This window comes from Exiguobacterium sp. s129 (assembly GCF_018617585.1).
Lineage (GTDB): Bacteria > Bacillota > Bacilli > Exiguobacteriales > Exiguobacteriaceae > Exiguobacterium > Exiguobacterium aestuarii_A.
On sequence record NZ_JACSKL010000001.1, the window covers coordinates 471,979 to 488,298 of the forward strand.

Sequence of the window (16,320 nt, forward strand, 5' to 3'; positions counted from 1 at the left end):
ATCAACCCTCGACCGGAACAGAAACGGTGTCTAAGATGTAACGGATGATGTCCTGTTTCGTTGATTTGATGCCTCCTTCAAGCGTCAACGTCAGGCGATGTGCCAATACATAAGGTGCCACGGCTTTCACATCTTCCGGAATGACATACAATCGATCGTGGAGATAGGCGTAACTTTGAGAAGCCCGCATTAGCGCAATGGCTCCTCGTGGACTGACACCGACCTCGACAGATTGGTGTTCTCGTGTCGCATGGACGAGCCCGAGTAAATAATCGAGGACGTCATCTTGAATCGATACTTGCTTCACTTCCTCCTGGGCATAGCGTAACTTGTCTAACGTCGCGACCGCCTCCACGGTTTTCCGTGTTTGACGCATGACTTGCAAGAGGAGCTCCCGTTCTTCCGCGACATCAGGGTAACCGACCGGAATTGAAATCAAGAAGCGATCGAGCTGGGCATCCGGTAATGGGAACGTCCCGGTCGATTCGATCGGGTTTTGCGTCGCGATGACGAAAAATGGTTTCTGCATCGGATATGTCTCTCCCCCGATGGAGACTTGCCGCTCTTCCATCGCCTCGAGCAAGGCAGACTGCGTCCGTGGAACCGCTCGGTTAATTTCATCGATCAAGACGATATTCGCAAAGATTGGTCCTTGTCGATGGTCGAACGTCTGCGTCTGCATGTTGAAATAATCTGCACCGATCACGTCAGACGGTAACAAGTCGGCCGTGAACTGAATCCGAGAAAATGCCCCGTCGAAGCTAGCTGCAATCGTTTTGGCAAGTAACGTTTTCCCCGTACCCGGAACATCTTCTAACAAAATATGTCCTTCCGCGAGTAACGCGGTACAACAGAGGCGTACGACATCCTCTTTGCCTAAATACACCTCGTTCAACTGTTTGATGACCTGCTCCATGCCCATATGACGACCTCCATTTTTTGTCTTAATCAAACTTTACCTTTTTATGGTAAGATAAACAACAAATAGTCTGAAAATTCAAAAGGAGGTGTCTTCTTGCGCTGGACGAACAAGTTTCTTCTCCTGATTGCCACCACACTTCTTGGCACGTTCACGATGATAGTGATTGCGACGAGTGTATTCGAGTGGCTCTATAACCCGGAAACGATACCGGTCGAGGAAAATAATAGTCCTCCGACTGATCTCTTATCGGATGAAGATGATGGAATTTTAATTGGTGAATCCAAAGCAGATTACCCGTTTGAATTGGATCCTCAAGAAGGAAAACATAACTTTTTTGAGGGAATCACGGGATCTGGAGAATCCACACGACGAAATCTCGGGTTATTCGTCGCTTTGCTTGCGCTCGGTTGCCTGTCCTTTTATATCTATCTAAAACGGAAACGACGTGTGGTTCGCGCACGAGATCATGTTGATTCAAACACAGACCCGCTTGTCGAATCGCTACAACACGAAAACGCTTCGTCCGTTTCGACGCTCACAGCGTTCACGAACGTCCCGATTCGCGATGCACTGATCGCATTCAACCAATCTCTCGTACCAGCCAAGCGATTGCGTGCTCATGAGACACTGCAAGAGTGGTTCCAACGCATCGATTTACCGATGAACCCGTCCGTTTATCATGCGGTCCGCTACGGCACATCCTCAGGAGTAACGATTTCTGAAGAAGACACACTCCACTTTAAGAATACACTCGATTCCTACACAACACGCCCTCACCCCGAGTGAGAATGTGCACAGGTTCTGCTTTTTCGTCATGAATGATAAAATGGGGGAAAATGTAAGTTTAGGGGATGAAATCATGAGACGATGGGCGATATTCGGATTAAGTGCACTTTTACTGACGGGTTGTACGGATACGGTGGCAGACAATCCGATCCCGATCGAATCACCCGATGAACCCATCACTGAATGGACGCGCGAAGACTTTAAAGACGTCTATGACCAATATGAACAAACACAACCGCTCCTCGCTGCGCTTGAGCAACAAGGCATCGAACCGTTCCGCGAGACGTTTGAACGCGTCATCATCGCCGGTAATGGTCTCGAGCACACATATGCGGATATTTATCCGTTCAAGCTTGATGACGGGACGTACGCCACGGTATTCGACAGTCAGGACGGGACGTTGATCAACGGTTCCGAGTCGCTCGCACCACTCTTTTGGCAAGAGGAATCTTTCCTTCAGTATGTCGAAGAGATAGAGAATCGAAAATTCGGAACGAGTGCCCCACCTACCGATGTCGTCCTCACGCAGGATGAATTCCAAACGGTCTATGACCGCCATGCCTACACATCAGCCCTTCTCGTCGAACTCGATGAAGCGGGTGTCGAACTGGCACGGGAGCCAATTGACGATGTGATTATCGCCGGCAATGGCGTGACCGAAGTGACTGCCGACTTGTTCGTGTTCGATGTCGAGAACGGATATGCCATCGTATACGACCAGGATGGAGAAATTTTAAAAGGTCCCGAATCCATCTCACCGCTCTTTTGGAGCGAGAAGGACTATGAGGACCTGTTAGCCAAGAATGAAGGTTAATTTTATTAATCCTTCTGATTTTAGATAGCTATGTTATACTCAAATCAATAAACGACCACTAGGGGAGCCTTCGGGCTGAGACGGCATTGCCGGACCCTTCGAACCTGATCTGGCTCATACCAGCGTAGGGAAGTGGCTTGGGATACGTCTCTGTATATCCACGCCATTTTTCCGTCTGGAAACGTGGCGTTTTTATTTTTGAAAGGAGACTATTCATGCGTATTCAACAACTCACTTGGATGGCGATGCTTGTTGCCATCGCCGTCGTTGGCTCCCTGTTCATCTCGATTCCGACGGGTGTCGCCCGCGCTTATCCGATTCAACATATGGTGAACGTGATTGCCGCAGTTACCGTCGGCCCAATCGGAGCCGTCCTCGTCGCTTTCGTGACCGGGCTCATTCGTGTCATGACCGGGACCGGGTCACTGCTCGCATTCCCCGGTGGCATGATTGGTGCATTTCTTGCTGGTATGTTCTTCGTTCGCACGAACCGCGTCTATGCTGCCGCACTCGGAGAAATCATCGGAACCGGTGTCATCGCCTCGTTGATTGCCGTCCCGTATGCGAAACTGTTGATGGGTTCGACGTTCGGTGCCTTCTTCTTCGCCCCAGCGTTCCTTGCCTCTAGTTTGACAGGCGCGCTTCTCGGTTGGCTCGTCTTATCACGTGTCAAACAGTTGCGACCGAGCACACTCAAATAAACGCCCCTTCATTGGATGAAAATGGTAAACTATAGACAACATCTATAGAGGAGGGGTTTTATGTCACGTTTCAATCAACTTGTAGCGGGTGGTATTTTGTTGTTTTTATCCGGACTCTTATACACACTCGAACGCATCGCACTCTATACCCGTTGGAACGCCCAAATCTCAACAGGGAGATGGCCGGAAGAACCGACGTTTGTCGATCCGTTTCTAAACAACTGGTTCGTTCCCCTGTTCTTTTTTGCCGCTTTCGTTCTCTTTTCGATGGGCATGAATGCTACAAAGACAACAAGTCCATCCGAGAATCCGACCGACTTATGACGGTCGGGTTTTTGTGTGATAGACCCAGATTGCTTCGCCATTCGATTCATCGATCAAGCCGCTGTCGATAAACCCGTTCTTCGCATAAAATTGTTTCGCAGCTTCATTCTCTTGATGGAGGCTCAGGATGATATCATCCACGTCGTATTGTGTCTGGATGAATTCCACTGCCATGCGTAGGCACTTCGTTCCAACGCCTTTCCCCTGTTCGTTTTGATCAATCATGAAACGGTCGAGCCACACGTAACGTTCTGACTGATTCTCCGCTCCGACCATCATAAAGCCAACCGCTCGCTCGCCTTCATAAAATGCAAAGCTCTGCCAATTGTATTTCGTATCCTCAATCATCTCTCGAAGCGATTCGGCATTCGTCTCGATGAATCGAGATTGTTTCTCGTCCACTGTCAGGGCGATGACCGCCTCTCGATTGACTGCATCAACCGGTTGAATCGTGATTTCATTTTCTTTCATGCTTTCACCTCATTGATTTTCTCTCTCTTTCATACGCTTTCTCCCGTAAGAAGTTTCTTCCCCCGTATCTTCGAAAGCATGCATTCGCTACACTAATAAGAGAAAAGGAGGTTATCATATGTTCCGAATCGGAAGTATCTTCATTCCCGTATCAGATGTAGAACAGTCCCTACACTGGTATACCACTTATTTTGATGCTCAAGAAATTGGTCGTTGGGAAGGAGGCATCGGTTTGTGTCTACCAGACCGGTTCGACTCAGCTCGGATTGATCCAGACCTCGTCACCGCAAGCCGCAACGTTCAAAGATGCGTCAGGACAAGCCCATGTCTATTTCAACGTCATTTGTGAAGACATCCAGTTCGCGTATCAATCGTTCGAACAAGCAGGGTTGATTGCGACACCGCTTCACGATTTCGGAGGCATGTCCTGTTTTGACGTAGTGGACCCGGATGGCCATACGATCAGTCTTATCTCGGAAGATATGACTTCCCCGTTCCACCGCAATCGCGTGAACGACCTACAAACGAAAGGAAAGTCTTAATGAAACAAATTCACCATATCTGTATCCAAACCCCAGATTATGCCGCATCAAAGTCATTTTACGAAGCGCTCGGTTTTGAGCTCGTCCAAGAATCGCCAAACTTCCACACACGTGACTTCAATAGTTGGCTCAAACTCGGGGATTTTTATATCGAGCTCCAGACCGCCAAAGTCGATGAAACGTTACAAGACTATTCGAAACATGCGGCCGGTCCCGTCCATTTCGCCCTCTATGTGGCTGATCTCGAAGCGGAAGTCGCTCGACTCGAACAGCTCGGTGTCACGTTCTTGCCGAAGCACGGTGGCAACATCTACTTCGTCGTCGACGGTCATTTAAGTAAACTAAAAGCACCGGAAGGAACCATCATCGAATTGCGCGATACGTTTCTGATTAACTGAGGCCCCGTGCCTCTTTTTTTGTTGGACACATCTTCACGTTTCCCTCACTCACCTCATCGGGAATGGGTATGAAAAGGATGTGTTGTTCATGATCAAATATCTCGATTATTGGAGCTACTTGTCACTCTCCCTGGCAAAGCTTTTCTTTTTTAGCTGGTTGACCGCGACGGCGTTCGACTTCTCGTTTTTCCTCATCAATTTGGCGACGATTCTACTCCTGACAAGCTGGGCACTTGCCGTGTCTTATCCGATCCGCCGATGGATTTTATACGTTTCTCTATTCCTGCATAGTACCCTACTCGTCTCGGACGTCTGGTACTATCGCTATTTTGAAGACTTATTATCTGTCGCCTTACTGTCTGATATCGGACAGATGGGAGATGTCGGGGGTGGCTTCTTGACGCTCATCCGCCCGATTGATGCGTTCTTCTTCATCGACCTCATCATTTACGGTTTAATTTTACGTTACATCAAACGGCATCCTGTCCGTGAAGCGAAGCGGAACGGAAGACGATTGGCGCTCGCCGGCTTCACTCTCGGATTTCTTCTCTTCACGATTCCACTCACCCTCAGTTATCAGCGCGGGGAAAAATGGATCGCAGACGACCCAATCTCGAATATGCGTGAATATTATCATCTCGGTTTTTGGGGCTATCACGCGATGGATGTCGCCCGAGGCGTCGAACGTGCCATGGGATGGAACGAAGCCCTGACAGACGAGGAGCGTTCTCAAATCCAAGCACTCTCTTATCAGGAATTAAGTGCCCCGAGTCCGGATACGAACGTCATCGTGCTACAACTCGAATCGTTCCAAACTTCCGTCATCGATCAACGCATCAATGGACAGGAATTGACACCGAACTTAAATCGATTGCGACGTGACATGCTTTACTTCCCGAACGTGTATCATCAGACGCATGAGGGGCGGACATCCGATGCGGAGTTCATCGTCAACACGTCACTCTACCCTGTCAAATCCGGTTCGGTGTACACACGTTTCCCGGGAAATCAATTTAGCGCGCTCTCACAGTCCTTGAACGAGGCAGGCTACGATACGGCAGCCATGCACTCCTTCCGTAAAGACTTTTGGAATCGGGATGATTTTTATGAGAACATCGGGTTCAATCATTTCTTTAGCGACAAAGACTACCCCGACCAAGGCATCATCGGGATGGCACTCAACGACCAGGAATTCTTGAATACGTCCGTCGGATTCATGGAAGAGTTGGATGAACCGTTTTATGCGTTTTTAGTCGCATTGACGAGCCATACACCGTACGACATTCCGGAGGACGAGAAGCGATTGGACCTGTCGGAAATTGAGGACCCGCTTCTCGAAAACTATTACCATACCGTTCATTTCGTCGATGCGGCGGTCGGTCAGTTCATCGAACGATTGAAACAAGATGGGCTGTGGGATGAGACGCTTCTCGTCATGTATGGTGACCACGATAGCGGTCTGACGGCACCTGGAGAAGAAATGGCTACCATCGAAGAAGTGGACTCAACGGTTGACGCATTCCAACTCGACCGTGCTGTCCCTCTCTTCATCAAACCACCTGGATTGATGACAGGAGAAGTCATGGAGGCAAGTGGCGGTCAAATCGATATCGCACCGACGATTCTTGATGTACTTGGGATCTCTCCGGCATATATGCTTGGCGACTCTCTCTTGAATGATACGCCGAATTTGACCGTCTTTCGGACGGGCGCTTTCCGATATGAAGACCATTACTATGAACCAGACTTGACCGAACGAGCAGGTAACGGCACGTGCTATTCCGTCGAGACGGAAGAACCGGTCGCATTCGATCGATGCGCTCCATATATCGACCGTGCGGCCAGTCAGCTCCGTCTCTCGGATACCATCATAGAGAAGGATGCCCTCTCACAAATGAGTCCATGAAAAACCTCCCGAGCTATTTGTCTCGGGAGGTTTGTTTAATAGGCTTTACGCAACGTCGCGATATCGAGTTTTTTCATGGGCAGACACGCCTGTACGACTTGTTCAATCTGCTCTTGCGAACCGACCGTCATCATCTCTTCCATTTCCCACGGAATGATTTGCCACGAGACGCCGTATCGATCTTTCAGCCAACCGCATTCCTCTGCTTCCGGTACAGCCGATAACCGCTGCCAGTACGTATCGACTTCGTCTTGTGTCTCACAAAAAGCGATGAGCGACTGTGTTTCATCAAATGAAAACATATGATTTTCATTACTGTCCATCACGACAAATTCTCGACCGGATAAGACGAAACGGGCATAGTTGATTTTCCCGTCGAGCTCGTCGCCATCTTCTTCCGTGTATCGTACCGTATGTCCGTCCAGTACATACGAATCTTTGAAAATGGAAATCCAATCATTCATCGCCGCCTCGGCGCGACCGAATGCTTCCTGGACAAACAAGAGGCATGGCGTCACGAGCTGAATGTCCATCCCCCCATCATGCATGACTTGCCAAGAAACCCCGTAGCGGTCCTTCAACCACCCATAACGCTGGCTGAAGTCGTACGTATCTAATGGAATCAAGATTTCCGCTCCGTCAGATAATCGTTCCCACAGCGCATTGATTTCTTCTGTCGTCGGGAGGGATACCATATAAGAAACGGACGGATTTCGTTCTTTTGTGGTACCTCCCCCGAGTAACTGAAAGAACTGTCCAGCAAGTGATAACGTCACAATCGTCGTCTCGCCCGCTGGCGAGCTTGAAAATTTCGTCGTATAGTCGACAAACGAATCTGGAAAGATGGATACATACAACTCGGCGATTTCCTCGACGTTCCCCTCAAACCAAATACACGGGATCACAGGTTGCGTAATCAAGAGAAAGTCTCCTTTCAGACTTCATGCAAACGATAGACGTCACGCACGGCGAGAAGCTCCCCGGCTTCGTCACGATATGCCTGATAATGCGACGAATGGATGTGGTGATCGAGCGCCTCTTCGTCTTTGTACTTTTCATAGAAGACAAACGTTCCTGGTGCATCGATTGCTTCGTGAAGAACGTACGCAAGACATCCGTCTTCCGCTCGTGACGGTGGAATCACACGATGCAATGCCTCACGTAACGCTTCTTCTTTACCAGGATGGGCTTTCAAGATTGCAGTAATGACGATTTCCATACAGTATTCCTCCTTCGATAATGGACCTGCCTTTCTGTTCCCGAATCTACCGCAATCTATCCCAAAAAACGGATATCTCATCGTACGAGACATCCGTTTCTGTTTATGACTTTTTCTTTTGTCGGAACGGCCACCAAACACCGTCACCGAACGAAATCGTAATGGCTGGAATCAAGAGTGGCAATACAATCAATCCGTATAGCAACAGACCAGTAATGACGATGGTCGCAATCTGAACGAGACTGAGCACGCCTGACGGAATCATGGCGCCGAACGTCCCGGCTAGAATGACTGCGGCGGTCATAATGACGGTACCCATCTTCGTCATCGAATAGACGAGCGCATCACGGACCGTCTTCCCATTGATTGTCTCTTCCCGGAATCGATCCAGTAGGAAGATGGAATAGTCGATTCCAAGTGCAATCAACATGACGAATCCGAAGAACGGAACGGCCCAGCTGATTCCGTCATAGCCAAGACCTTCCACAAAGATCAGCTCTGTGATCGCTGCTGACGTATAGTACGTCAAGAGAAGCGAAGCAATCATATAGAGCGGCATGATCATCGAGCGGAACAATGCCGTCAAGACGATGAACAACGTCACGAGCATGATGGCTACCGTCCGATTGAAGTCGTTCGTTGACGTTTCATTCAAATCGCTGTTGATGCTTGAGATACCTGCGTATCCGATGGTCGCATCTGCATATGGTGTCCCCTTAACAGAGCGATCCATCGTCTCTTTAATCGTCTCGACGACATCAATCGCTTCTGGTGAGTATGGATCCATCTCCAGTATCACCTCGAGCTGAGTCGCTGTCTCTTCATCAAAGACATAGCGTTCGACGGCAGGGGAGAACTCATCTGATGTGAGTGTCCCTTCAGGAAGATAGACACCTGTCTCACGGAGCGAATCTGCTTCACTCAACTGTTGCAAGAACGAAACCGCTTCGCCAAGGCCCGACTCGATTTGTCCTAATCCGTCGTTCGCTTCGCCAACACCTGTCGCGAGTTGCGATAGTCCGGTGCTAAGTTCACCAACCTGAGACCCTTGCGCATTCAATGCGGAGGCGGCTTCACTGATGCCCGATTCGATTTGTGTGAGCCCTGCCGACACTTGACCGAGCTGTCCGACTGCAGCAGGGATGTTTTGAGTCGCTGTCAATCCTTGGCCAATGAGTCCAAGCTGACCATTCAACTGATTCAGCCCAGCTGCTGCTTCAGTAAGTGGCGCCCCTGCATCGGTTGAACCGCTTGGCAATTGTCCGACGACCGCGTTCAGCCCTTGCTCAATTTCATCTAATCCGGCCTGGACATCACCGAGACCCGTCTGTGCGTCAGACAAGCCTTCACTGAGTTCACCGAGTTGCGTGTCGACATAGAAATCGTCGATGACTTCACCAGTCGGGCGTGTGAGCGCACGCACACCGCTCACTCCATCGACTTTTTCGAGCTCACTTGCGAACATTTCAATGTACGGAACTTCCGATTCTATAATGGCTTGATCTTGTTTCAAAATGATTTGTACCGGAAGGGATTCCCCTTGACCGAACCCTTCTGAAATCAAATTCAATCCACGAACCGAATCGTACCCGTCTCCAATCTCATCGACCGTATTGAACGAACGGGCATCGTCATACGTGAACAGGACTGGCACCGTAATCAATCCAACGACCAAAATCGATACGAACGGGCGATTGACCGACAATCGACTCAATCCAGCCCAGAGCTTGCTATCATGATGCTCGCCTGCTTTCTTCGATGGCCAGAACAGTCGTTGCTTGAGCGTCGCCATAAAGAATGGGACGACCGTGAAGAGAATCAACAGTAACACCGCAATCCCGACTGCGACGGCGACGGCTGATTTGAAGATCGGAAAATCTGCAAATCCGATGGCCGCAAAACCGACGAAGACCGCGAGCCCACTGATCAAGACCGTCCGTCCTGCCGTCTTATATGTGTTGACGATTGCGTCTTCAATCGCATGCCCCGCACTCAGCTCCTCTTTGTAACGGCTAAGAAGTAGGATACAGTAGTCTGTCCCAATCCCGAACAAGATGGCCACGAGGAATATTTGTGTGTAGTTCGATACCGGGAATCCGAACCAATCCACAAAGAACGCGACAAACGATTGGCTCAATAAATACGTGAAGCCGACCGCGATGAGTGGAATGAACGGTGTCACGATAGAACGGAACACGAGGAGCAACAATCCAAAAATCAATACGACCGTGATGATTTCCGTCTTTTTCAATCCTTCTTGGGCACTCAAGTTCACATCATTGTTAATGATTTCTTCCCCAGTGATATATACTGTTTCCTCTTGAGGAAGCACGTTTTCACGGACATCATCAGCAAACGCATTGATTTCTTCTGTCGTACCTTCGACCGTGATCGGGACGAGGACGATGCGTCCGTCTTCTGAGACGAGCTGTGCCTCTGTCTCCTCACTTTCAAACGGATCGAGAACATCCGTCACGACCGTTTCATTCTGTCTAAGCTCTTCGATGACACGAGCGACATCCGTTCGCTCGGTTTCGCCAATCGACTCGAACTCGTAGACGAACGAGATGGTTTTATCACTTTTCCCGGCCTCATCTAAAATCGCTTGTGCACGCTGAGAGTCCATATCGTCCGCTAGCTGAAAACTACCAGCTTCTTCTGCTTGCTTTGTTAAGTTCGGCGCTACGACAAATAGTACCGCCGTCAATACGATGAGGGAAATGAGGATTCCCCAACGCCATTGAATGATTTTATGCACGTATTATTCCTCCCCGATTCGGAGCAATTGTTTTATTTTCCGGAACGTCCGGACAAATTGCTCAATTTCAATTTCGTCTACTTCTCCATCGATGAGGGATTCTACATATCGATAGACGGCACCGTCCACTTCCTCGACGAGCCGCTTTCCTTCTGAGGTCAATTCAATCAAACGTTCGCGCTGATCCTTGCCACGTCGACTCGTGACAAGTTCTTTTTCGACCAGTTTTTTGAGTCGATTCGAGACCGCACTTTTATGGACACCTTGCTTTTGTGCCAATTGCCCAGCAGGGGTCGGTCCAAATTGATCAAGCAACTTCAACAGTTGGAGTTGTTCACGCGAATACTCACGCCAGACATCCCCTTCCATCGCTTCGATAACATGTTCCGTCCCATGGAACATCACTTCTTCAAATAACTGCACGGCTTCGCGCATCAATGCTTTCATTTTTAGTTTACCCCCTAAACTAGATGGTTATAGTTTATGCCCTAAACTAAATGACGTCAAATAAAAAGACCGATAAGGAGAATCCTATCGGCGCAACATATCAGTCGTATTTTATCCGATCCATGTAATCAACCCTTCTTGCTTTTGTGACGCGGATGAAAAAATCGCTTTCAATTCCTCGAACTGTTCGAGCAAGTATTGCTTCTCCTCACTTCCCCACCCTCTCTCGAATGGGTAAAGTTCATGCGCATTCATCCTCGTCGCCTCATAACGTGATTCAAGGGCATCTCGTTCAATATAGTGAAGTCGGGTCGCTAAGTCTTTCACTTCTGATGAAGTCAAATAGGCCGTCCCTGTCTCCTCTTCGATTACCATTCCGCCGAAAATCGTTCTACCGAGGGAGTGACGATCAATGTCGTCCAAGTCCGCTTCTCCGGTCAGCAAAAAGTACAGTCCGTGCCACGCTTTATCGATATCCGATTGTCTTTCCTCGTACGTGTACAATTCCTCGAAATAATCAGGTTCATCAAGTAACCGCGCCAACTCATCATCTGTTACTCGCAAGTAAGTTCCAATCATCCCCATATGAGTGCCCCTCTCCAGTTCGTTTGTCTGTCTATTCGTCATCAAAACGAAAAAACCTTCCGTAGAAGGTTTAAACGATTGCCTTGGCGACACGTAGACCAGATAAATAGGCACTCTCAAATCGAGTACGTCCGGATGGATCATCCGCTTCAAGAAAGATATCGCCAGCTAAATAGATGGGATGATGGCTTACCCGATAAAACGGTTCATGCCACACGTCTTTCGCTTGCGCATAGCGCCACCGTTTCAATTGCCGTGACACGATGTCGATATCGCCAACTTCCTCTCGGAATAACCGCTCAATCTCTACAAGTGTCTCCTCTTCCGGTCGCTCATACCACTCCTCACTCCACGCTTCTTCCATATAGACGCTGATGAGCGAGGTCGCAGTAATTCCTTTTTGCTGATTATTGATCACCTTCAACAATCCAGGTGTCAGGTCATAATCGAGAATCCCATCTTCCCCAATCTGTACACCACCTGTACATTCGAAAAGACCGACGAACGTCGGCGCATACACGAGACGTCGCAAGGAAGGTTCAACCTGATCAACTAAACTCCCGAGTAATTCGAACGATTGCGAAAGCGGTGCCGTCATCACGATTTGGTCGTATGAACGTTCCGTCACGTCAGTCTTTACGGTAACGGCGCCACCCTCCTCCATATGGACGTACTCCACATGCTCATTCAAGTGTACCGTCAATCCTTCTGCCAAATGCTTTGCAAGTCCATTCATCCCTTTTGTCCCCACGTATCGCGGATAAGGGTCCGCGTACCAGACACGCACCCAGTTCGCACTCATCCACGACTGTACCTCGCGTTTGAGCTCTTCCCCACGTACGGTGAAATAGACGGCCCCGTGATCCGCTTGTCCGTCACCGATTCGGCGAGTTGCCAAACGTCCCCCGACGCTTTGGCTCTTTTCGATCAATTCAACCGTATTACCTCGACGTGCGAGTTCACGCGCTGCGATGATTCCGCTCAGACCAGCCCCAATGATTCCAATCTTCATTCAGCATTTCCCCTTTCCTTCATGAAGATTGTAGCATGCTCATTCCTTTCAACCTCTATTTGATATGCTTCAGGCTGGTTTGTTCCATTGTTCGTCGTACGCCCGACGCGAATCTTCATACATAACAGCGAAACGCGCAACTACCAACGGACGAACAAGTGAAGTTGCAACCAATAGAGACCAGGATGACAGAATCGGTAATTTGAAAACAATACTTAACGTGAGACCCGTCAGAAAGACCGGAATCATTGGCAAGATTAATTTAAATGCTTCCCATTTCTGTCCACGCATCATCCCACGAGATTTTGTAATCGCTTCTATAGGGGACAAATGAGGCTCATCTCGCAATATAAAGAAAGTGAATGCATAAGAAAAATACTTTATGATTCCTGGAACGATTAGAAGCAGTCCCCATAATAGTTGGAAAAGAATCGTGAGTAGGAACGTGGCCAAATTTAAGCGGTAGCCCTTTCGGAACGGTTTAAATACATTTTGAAAGTGCAATTCCTTATTTCGCACCGTATCTAAAATGACCCAATTGTATCCGATATACATTGGTAAAGACATCACATACAGGATGAGTCCAATCACACTAATCGTCATAAGAATAGTAGAACTGTGTTGGATTCCGTAATACGTTGGATCTATCATAAGCCACAATTCCACTAAAATCGCCATTGCAAAAGACCAACCGATAAGTTTTCCGATTTTTCCTTTTAAGGCTTCATGGGTCCGTTCTGTCCATGTTTGAACCATTTTCTAGTCTCCCTCTGAATGATTTATCTTATATACGCTATATCGTTCAAATACGTTTCATGTTCACACAAAAAAAGCAGAGATTCACTCTGCTCGTTCGTCCGCTCGATATTCTAGTATGTCCCCCGGTTGACAGTCGAGCGCTTCACAAATCGCTTCGAGCGTCGAAAAACGAATCGCTTTCGCTTTTCCATTCTTTAAAATCGACAAGTTTGCCATGGTGATCCCGACCCGCTCCGATAGTTCTGTCACACTCATTTTCCGCTTCGCTAACATCACATCTAGATTCACAATCATCGCCATGTTCTCACCTCAGACCGTCAAATCGATTTCTTGTTTCATATCAATGGCTCGCTTTAATAATTTCTGTAACAACTCAGCAAAGACGGCGATGACAAATGCCGCGAACACGAAGATGAACCCTAGAACGAAGAAACCTGGGGAATCATCGCGTTCGGCGAACCAATAGAAGAAGGGAAGCAACGCCGTATAGATGACCGTGATGGTCAATGCACAATACTTGATCACTCGAAGTACTTTCACCGCTCCATAGGAGAACGCCTCATTCCGATCAATCAATCCTAGCAAGGTAAACGTCTGGAACAGAGCTATGAAATATGGGACTGCTGCCACATACATCCCCACGACAATCGGACGCATCGAATTCGCAATCCATCCCCCGCTCTCGGTTGCGTCTCGCCAAAGAAACGGAAGTAAAAAGATACAGGCTGCAAGAATCGGAATGGCTAAGACAATCACCGATAGTTTCAAGAAGACGGTTTCTCGTTTCACCTGTCATACACCTCACTCATTTTATTTCCTTTATCATACGCCCTTATTTATCGTTTATCAATAAATATTTATCGAAAAAAATAGACCTCGAGATGTACTCGAGGTCTACTTCATTCATTTCATCGCTTCTAGTTCACTTTCGGTCACCCATTTATGGTTTGTGACCTCTTCTCCATCTTCCGTCGTGTAATCCACCATATAAACCGTCGTCTCTTCAGCCATATCAATTGTCGCTTCTGCGCCATCCATGCCCTCCATGTGATCAGCGGCCAAAACGACTTGTTCACCTTCTGCTAATGGCGTGTCGCCCGGATTCTCGAGCTCCTCATGAATCACCCATTTGTGATTCTGTACCGGATCACCGCCTGTCGTCGGTGTATAACTGACTGCGTATACAGTCGTATCATACGCACCGACAATCGTGGCTTCGACACCTTCCATCCCCGGCATATGATCCGCTGTCATCATCGCTGTCGACCCGACCGGATATGTCGGATCATTCGTTTCCATCAGTCCGTCTGGTATCTCTCCAGACCCCGAGTGGTCCATTGCCGAATGATCCATGCTTTGTTCTTCTGACATCTCCATCGATGTATCGTCCGCCGTATCCCCGCATGCGGCTAACGATGTAGCGAGCACGATGACACCTAAGCCCGTCATCCATTTCTTCTGTTTCATCGAATCTCTCCTTTTATTCATACTCACGTTGAGTGTACCCGCTCTATCGGGGAAACAGACATTTTTGAGAACGTTCCGATGATTTGTTAACTGACTGAAACAAAAAAGGCCAAAATCCCGAAAGATTCTGGCCATGGAAGATTATTCAACTGTTACAGACTTCGCCAAGTTACGTGGCTTGTCGACATCACAGTCGCGGGCAAGTGCCGCATAGTACGAGATGAGTTGAAGTGGAAGAACCGTCACGAGTGGCGTGAGAAGTGGTTCAACACGTGGAAGAACGAATGCATCGTTTTCATGCTCCATGCCTTCCATTGAAATCGTACAAGCTACTGCACCACGCGCCACAACTTCTTTGATGTTTCCACGAATGTTGAGGTGTGTGTTCGGTTGAGACACAAGCGTGATGACCGGTGTCCCATCTTCAATCAACGCGATCGGTCCGTGTTTGAGTTCCCCACCTGGGTATCCTTCTGCTTGGATGTATGAGATCTCTTTGAGCTTCAATGCGCCTTCAAGACCTACATATGAATCCAATCCACGTCCGAGGAAGAATGCGTTACGTGATTCTTTCAAGAACTTATCAGCAAGCTCTTCAAAGATTTCTTTTTGTGCCATAATCGAGTCCATCGTTGTTGCAACGAGTGCGAGCTCTTGCATCAAATCAAACGGAAGTTTCTTCCCGTTCGCACGAGCGATGTCGTACGCGAGAATCGCGAGGACGGCGATCTGTGCCGTGTACGCTTTCGTCGACGCGACCGCGATCTCCGGTCCTGCGTGGAGGAGCATCGTCTCGTTCGCTTCACGCGAGAGTGTCGATCCCGCTACGTTTGTTAACGTGAGCGCTTTATGGCCAAGCTTTTTCACTTCGACGAGAACGGCACGGCTGTCCGCTGTCTCACCTGATTGTGAGATGAAGAGGAAGAGTGGCTTCTCTGTCAAAAGTGGCATGTTGTAACCGAACTCTGACGCGACGTGTACTTCAGTCGGTACACCTGCGACGCGCTCGATCAATTGCTTCCCAACAAGACCAGCGTGGTAACTTGTACCACACGCGACGATATAGACGCGGTCTGCTTCCGAGACGAGTTCACGCACGCCGTCCGTGAGTTCGATGTCGCCGTTCTCGTTCTGGTAGTGCTGGATGATGTTGCGGATGACGGCCGGCTGCTCGTCCATCTCCTTCAACATGTAGTGCGCGTACGTGCC

General features: G+C 48.7%; 20 protein-coding genes and 1 riboswitch. Of the genes, 7 read left to right on the top strand and 13 right to left on the bottom strand.

Going from position 1 to position 16,320, the window contains the following annotated elements; genetic code table 11:
* Window position 1 precedes the first annotated feature (1 nt).
* Complete coding sequence (locus KNO92_RS02350; protein ID WP_214759961.1) at window positions 2-922, bottom strand: AAA family ATPase; 921 nt, start codon at window positions 920-922, stop codon at window positions 2-4.
* Between the two features lie 93 nt (window positions 923-1,015).
* Here KNO92_RS02350 and KNO92_RS02355 point away from each other — a divergent pair, with 93 nt between their 5' ends.
* From KNO92_RS02355 to KNO92_RS02370, 4 genes are all read left to right on the top strand, one after another.
* Window positions 1,016-1,708, top strand: coding sequence for a hypothetical protein (locus KNO92_RS02355; protein WP_214695059.1), 693 nt, complete (start codon window positions 1,016-1,018; stop codon window positions 1,706-1,708).
* Window positions 1,709-1,781: 73 nt separating this feature from the next.
* Window positions 1,782-2,522, top strand: coding sequence for a hypothetical protein (locus tag KNO92_RS02360; RefSeq protein ID WP_214759963.1), 741 nt, complete (start codon window positions 1,782-1,784; stop codon window positions 2,520-2,522).
* A gap of 50 nt (window positions 2,523-2,572) precedes the next feature.
* A riboswitch (TPP riboswitch) is annotated at window positions 2,573-2,670 on the top strand.
* Between the two features lie 67 nt (window positions 2,671-2,737).
* A complete protein-coding gene (thiW, locus tag KNO92_RS02365; protein ID WP_214759964.1) occupies window positions 2,738-3,223 on the top strand; it encodes an energy coupling factor transporter S component ThiW in 486 nt (161 codons plus the stop codon).
* 60 nt (window positions 3,224-3,283) lie between these two features.
* On the top strand, window positions 3,284-3,547 hold the full coding sequence (locus KNO92_RS02370; protein ID WP_214759965.1) for a hypothetical protein: 264 nt from the start codon (window positions 3,284-3,286) through the stop codon (window positions 3,545-3,547).
* On the opposite strand, the gene KNO92_RS02375 is transcribed toward KNO92_RS02370, so the two are convergent.
* Window positions 3,542-4,018: a GNAT family N-acetyltransferase gene (locus tag KNO92_RS02375; RefSeq protein WP_214759966.1), complete on the bottom strand. Its 477-nt coding sequence runs from the start codon at window positions 4,016-4,018 to the stop codon at window positions 3,542-3,544. The two genes, KNO92_RS02370 and KNO92_RS02375, sit on opposite strands and share 6 nt — an antisense overlap.
* 194 nt (window positions 4,019-4,212) lie before the next feature.
* Between KNO92_RS02375 and KNO92_RS02380 the strand changes: the two genes are divergently transcribed.
* The 3 genes from KNO92_RS02380 (at window position 4,213) to KNO92_RS02390 (ending at window position 6,864) form a co-directional block, all read left to right on the top strand.
* On the top strand, window positions 4,213-4,560 hold the full coding sequence (locus KNO92_RS02380) for a VOC family protein (protein ID WP_214759968.1): 348 nt from the start codon (window positions 4,213-4,215) through the stop codon (window positions 4,558-4,560).
* The gene (locus KNO92_RS02385; protein WP_214759970.1) at window positions 4,560-4,958 is read left to right on the top strand and encodes a VOC family protein; all 399 of its coding nucleotides are present in this window, start codon (window positions 4,560-4,562) and stop codon (window positions 4,956-4,958) included. Before KNO92_RS02380 ends, KNO92_RS02385 begins: the two co-directional genes overlap by 1 nt.
* Before the next feature lie 88 nt (window positions 4,959-5,046).
* Entirely contained in the window at window positions 5,047-6,864 is a 1,818-nt protein-coding gene (locus KNO92_RS02390) for an LTA synthase family protein (protein ID WP_214759972.1), read from the top strand.
* A 35-nt stretch (window positions 6,865-6,899) separates the two neighbouring features.
* Here KNO92_RS02390 and KNO92_RS02395 read toward each other — a convergent pair whose 3' ends face one another.
* The 11 genes from KNO92_RS02395 to glmS all read right to left on the bottom strand — a co-directional run.
* Window positions 6,900-7,784: a VOC family protein gene (locus KNO92_RS02395; protein WP_214695076.1), complete on the bottom strand. Its 885-nt coding sequence runs from the start codon at window positions 7,782-7,784 to the stop codon at window positions 6,900-6,902.
* 14 nt (window positions 7,785-7,798) lie between these two features.
* Window positions 7,799-8,083 (bottom strand): putative quinol monooxygenase, encoded by a 285-nt coding sequence (locus KNO92_RS02400; protein WP_214695078.1) that lies wholly within the window; start codon window positions 8,081-8,083, stop codon window positions 7,799-7,801.
* Between the two features lie 103 nt (window positions 8,084-8,186).
* The gene (locus tag KNO92_RS02405) at window positions 8,187-10,841 is read right to left on the bottom strand and encodes an MMPL family transporter (RefSeq protein WP_214695080.1); all 2,655 of its coding nucleotides are present in this window, start codon (window positions 10,839-10,841) and stop codon (window positions 8,187-8,189) included.
* A 3-nt stretch (window positions 10,842-10,844) separates the two neighbouring features.
* On the bottom strand, window positions 10,845-11,288 hold the full coding sequence (locus KNO92_RS02410; protein WP_214695082.1) for a MarR family winged helix-turn-helix transcriptional regulator: 444 nt from the start codon (window positions 11,286-11,288) through the stop codon (window positions 10,845-10,847).
* 111 nt (window positions 11,289-11,399) lie between these two features.
* On the bottom strand, window positions 11,400-11,873 hold the full coding sequence (locus tag KNO92_RS02415; protein ID WP_214695084.1) for a YfbM family protein: 474 nt from the start codon (window positions 11,871-11,873) through the stop codon (window positions 11,400-11,402).
* 70 nt (window positions 11,874-11,943) lie between these two features.
* Complete coding sequence (locus KNO92_RS02420; RefSeq protein WP_214695093.1) at window positions 11,944-12,885, bottom strand: NAD(P)/FAD-dependent oxidoreductase; 942 nt, start codon at window positions 12,883-12,885, stop codon at window positions 11,944-11,946.
* Between the two features lie 69 nt (window positions 12,886-12,954).
* The gene (locus KNO92_RS02425; RefSeq protein ID WP_214759975.1) at window positions 12,955-13,641 is read right to left on the bottom strand and encodes a DUF975 family protein; all 687 of its coding nucleotides are present in this window, start codon (window positions 13,639-13,641) and stop codon (window positions 12,955-12,957) included.
* A gap of 84 nt (window positions 13,642-13,725) precedes the next feature.
* Window positions 13,726-13,944, bottom strand: coding sequence for a helix-turn-helix domain-containing protein (locus KNO92_RS02430; protein WP_012727632.1), 219 nt, complete (start codon window positions 13,942-13,944; stop codon window positions 13,726-13,728).
* 9 nt (window positions 13,945-13,953) lie between these two features.
* Complete coding sequence (locus tag KNO92_RS02435; protein ID WP_214695096.1) at window positions 13,954-14,433, bottom strand: DUF2975 domain-containing protein; 480 nt, start codon at window positions 14,431-14,433, stop codon at window positions 13,954-13,956.
* Window positions 14,434-14,547: 114 nt separating this feature from the next.
* Window positions 14,548-15,111, bottom strand: a complete 564-nt coding sequence (locus tag KNO92_RS02440; protein WP_214695098.1) for a YdhK family protein — start codon at window positions 15,109-15,111, stop codon at window positions 14,548-14,550.
* A 141-nt stretch (window positions 15,112-15,252) separates the two neighbouring features.
* Window positions 15,253-16,320, bottom strand: a 1,068-nt coding sequence (glmS, locus tag KNO92_RS02445; RefSeq protein WP_214759977.1) for a glutamine--fructose-6-phosphate transaminase (isomerizing), incomplete at its 5' end; no start/stop codon positions are given.

Coding starts and splice junctions, on each gene's coding strand:
- KNO92_RS02385 (WP_214759970.1), top strand. CDS start 4,560: ATGAAACAAATTCACCATATCTGTATCCAAACCCCAGATTATGCCGCA.
- KNO92_RS02410 (WP_214695082.1), bottom strand. CDS start 11,288: ATGAAAGCATTGATGCGCGAAGCCGTGCAGTTATTTGAAGAAGTGATG.
- thiW (WP_214759964.1), top strand. CDS start 2,738: ATGCGTATTCAACAACTCACTTGGATGGCGATGCTTGTTGCCATCGCC.
- KNO92_RS02375 (WP_214759966.1), bottom strand. CDS start 4,018: ATGAAAGAAAATGAAATCACGATTCAACCGGTTGATGCAGTCAATCGA.
- KNO92_RS02430 (WP_012727632.1), bottom strand. CDS start 13,944: ATGGCGATGATTGTGAATCTAGATGTGATGTTAGCGAAGCGGAAAATG.
- KNO92_RS02400 (WP_214695078.1), bottom strand. CDS start 8,083: ATGGAAATCGTCATTACTGCAATCTTGAAAGCCCATCCTGGTAAAGAA.
- KNO92_RS02360 (WP_214759963.1), top strand. CDS start 1,782: ATGAGACGATGGGCGATATTCGGATTAAGTGCACTTTTACTGACGGGT.
- KNO92_RS02380 (WP_214759968.1), top strand. CDS start 4,213: ATGCTCAAGAAATTGGTCGTTGGGAAGGAGGCATCGGTTTGTGTCTAC.
- KNO92_RS02420 (WP_214695093.1), bottom strand. CDS start 12,885: ATGAAGATTGGAATCATTGGGGCTGGTCTGAGCGGAATCATCGCAGCG.
- KNO92_RS02425 (WP_214759975.1), bottom strand. CDS start 13,641: ATGGTTCAAACATGGACAGAACGGACCCATGAAGCCTTAAAAGGAAAA.
- KNO92_RS02390 (WP_214759972.1), top strand. CDS start 5,047: ATGATCAAATATCTCGATTATTGGAGCTACTTGTCACTCTCCCTGGCA.
- KNO92_RS02350 (WP_214759961.1), bottom strand. CDS start 922: ATGGGCATGGAGCAGGTCATCAAACAGTTGAACGAGGTGTATTTAGGC.
- KNO92_RS02440 (WP_214695098.1), bottom strand. CDS start 15,111: ATGAAACAGAAGAAATGGATGACGGGCTTAGGTGTCATCGTGCTCGCT.
- KNO92_RS02415 (WP_214695084.1), bottom strand. CDS start 11,873: ATGGGGATGATTGGAACTTACTTGCGAGTAACAGATGATGAGTTGGCG.
- KNO92_RS02370 (WP_214759965.1), top strand. CDS start 3,284: ATGTCACGTTTCAATCAACTTGTAGCGGGTGGTATTTTGTTGTTTTTA.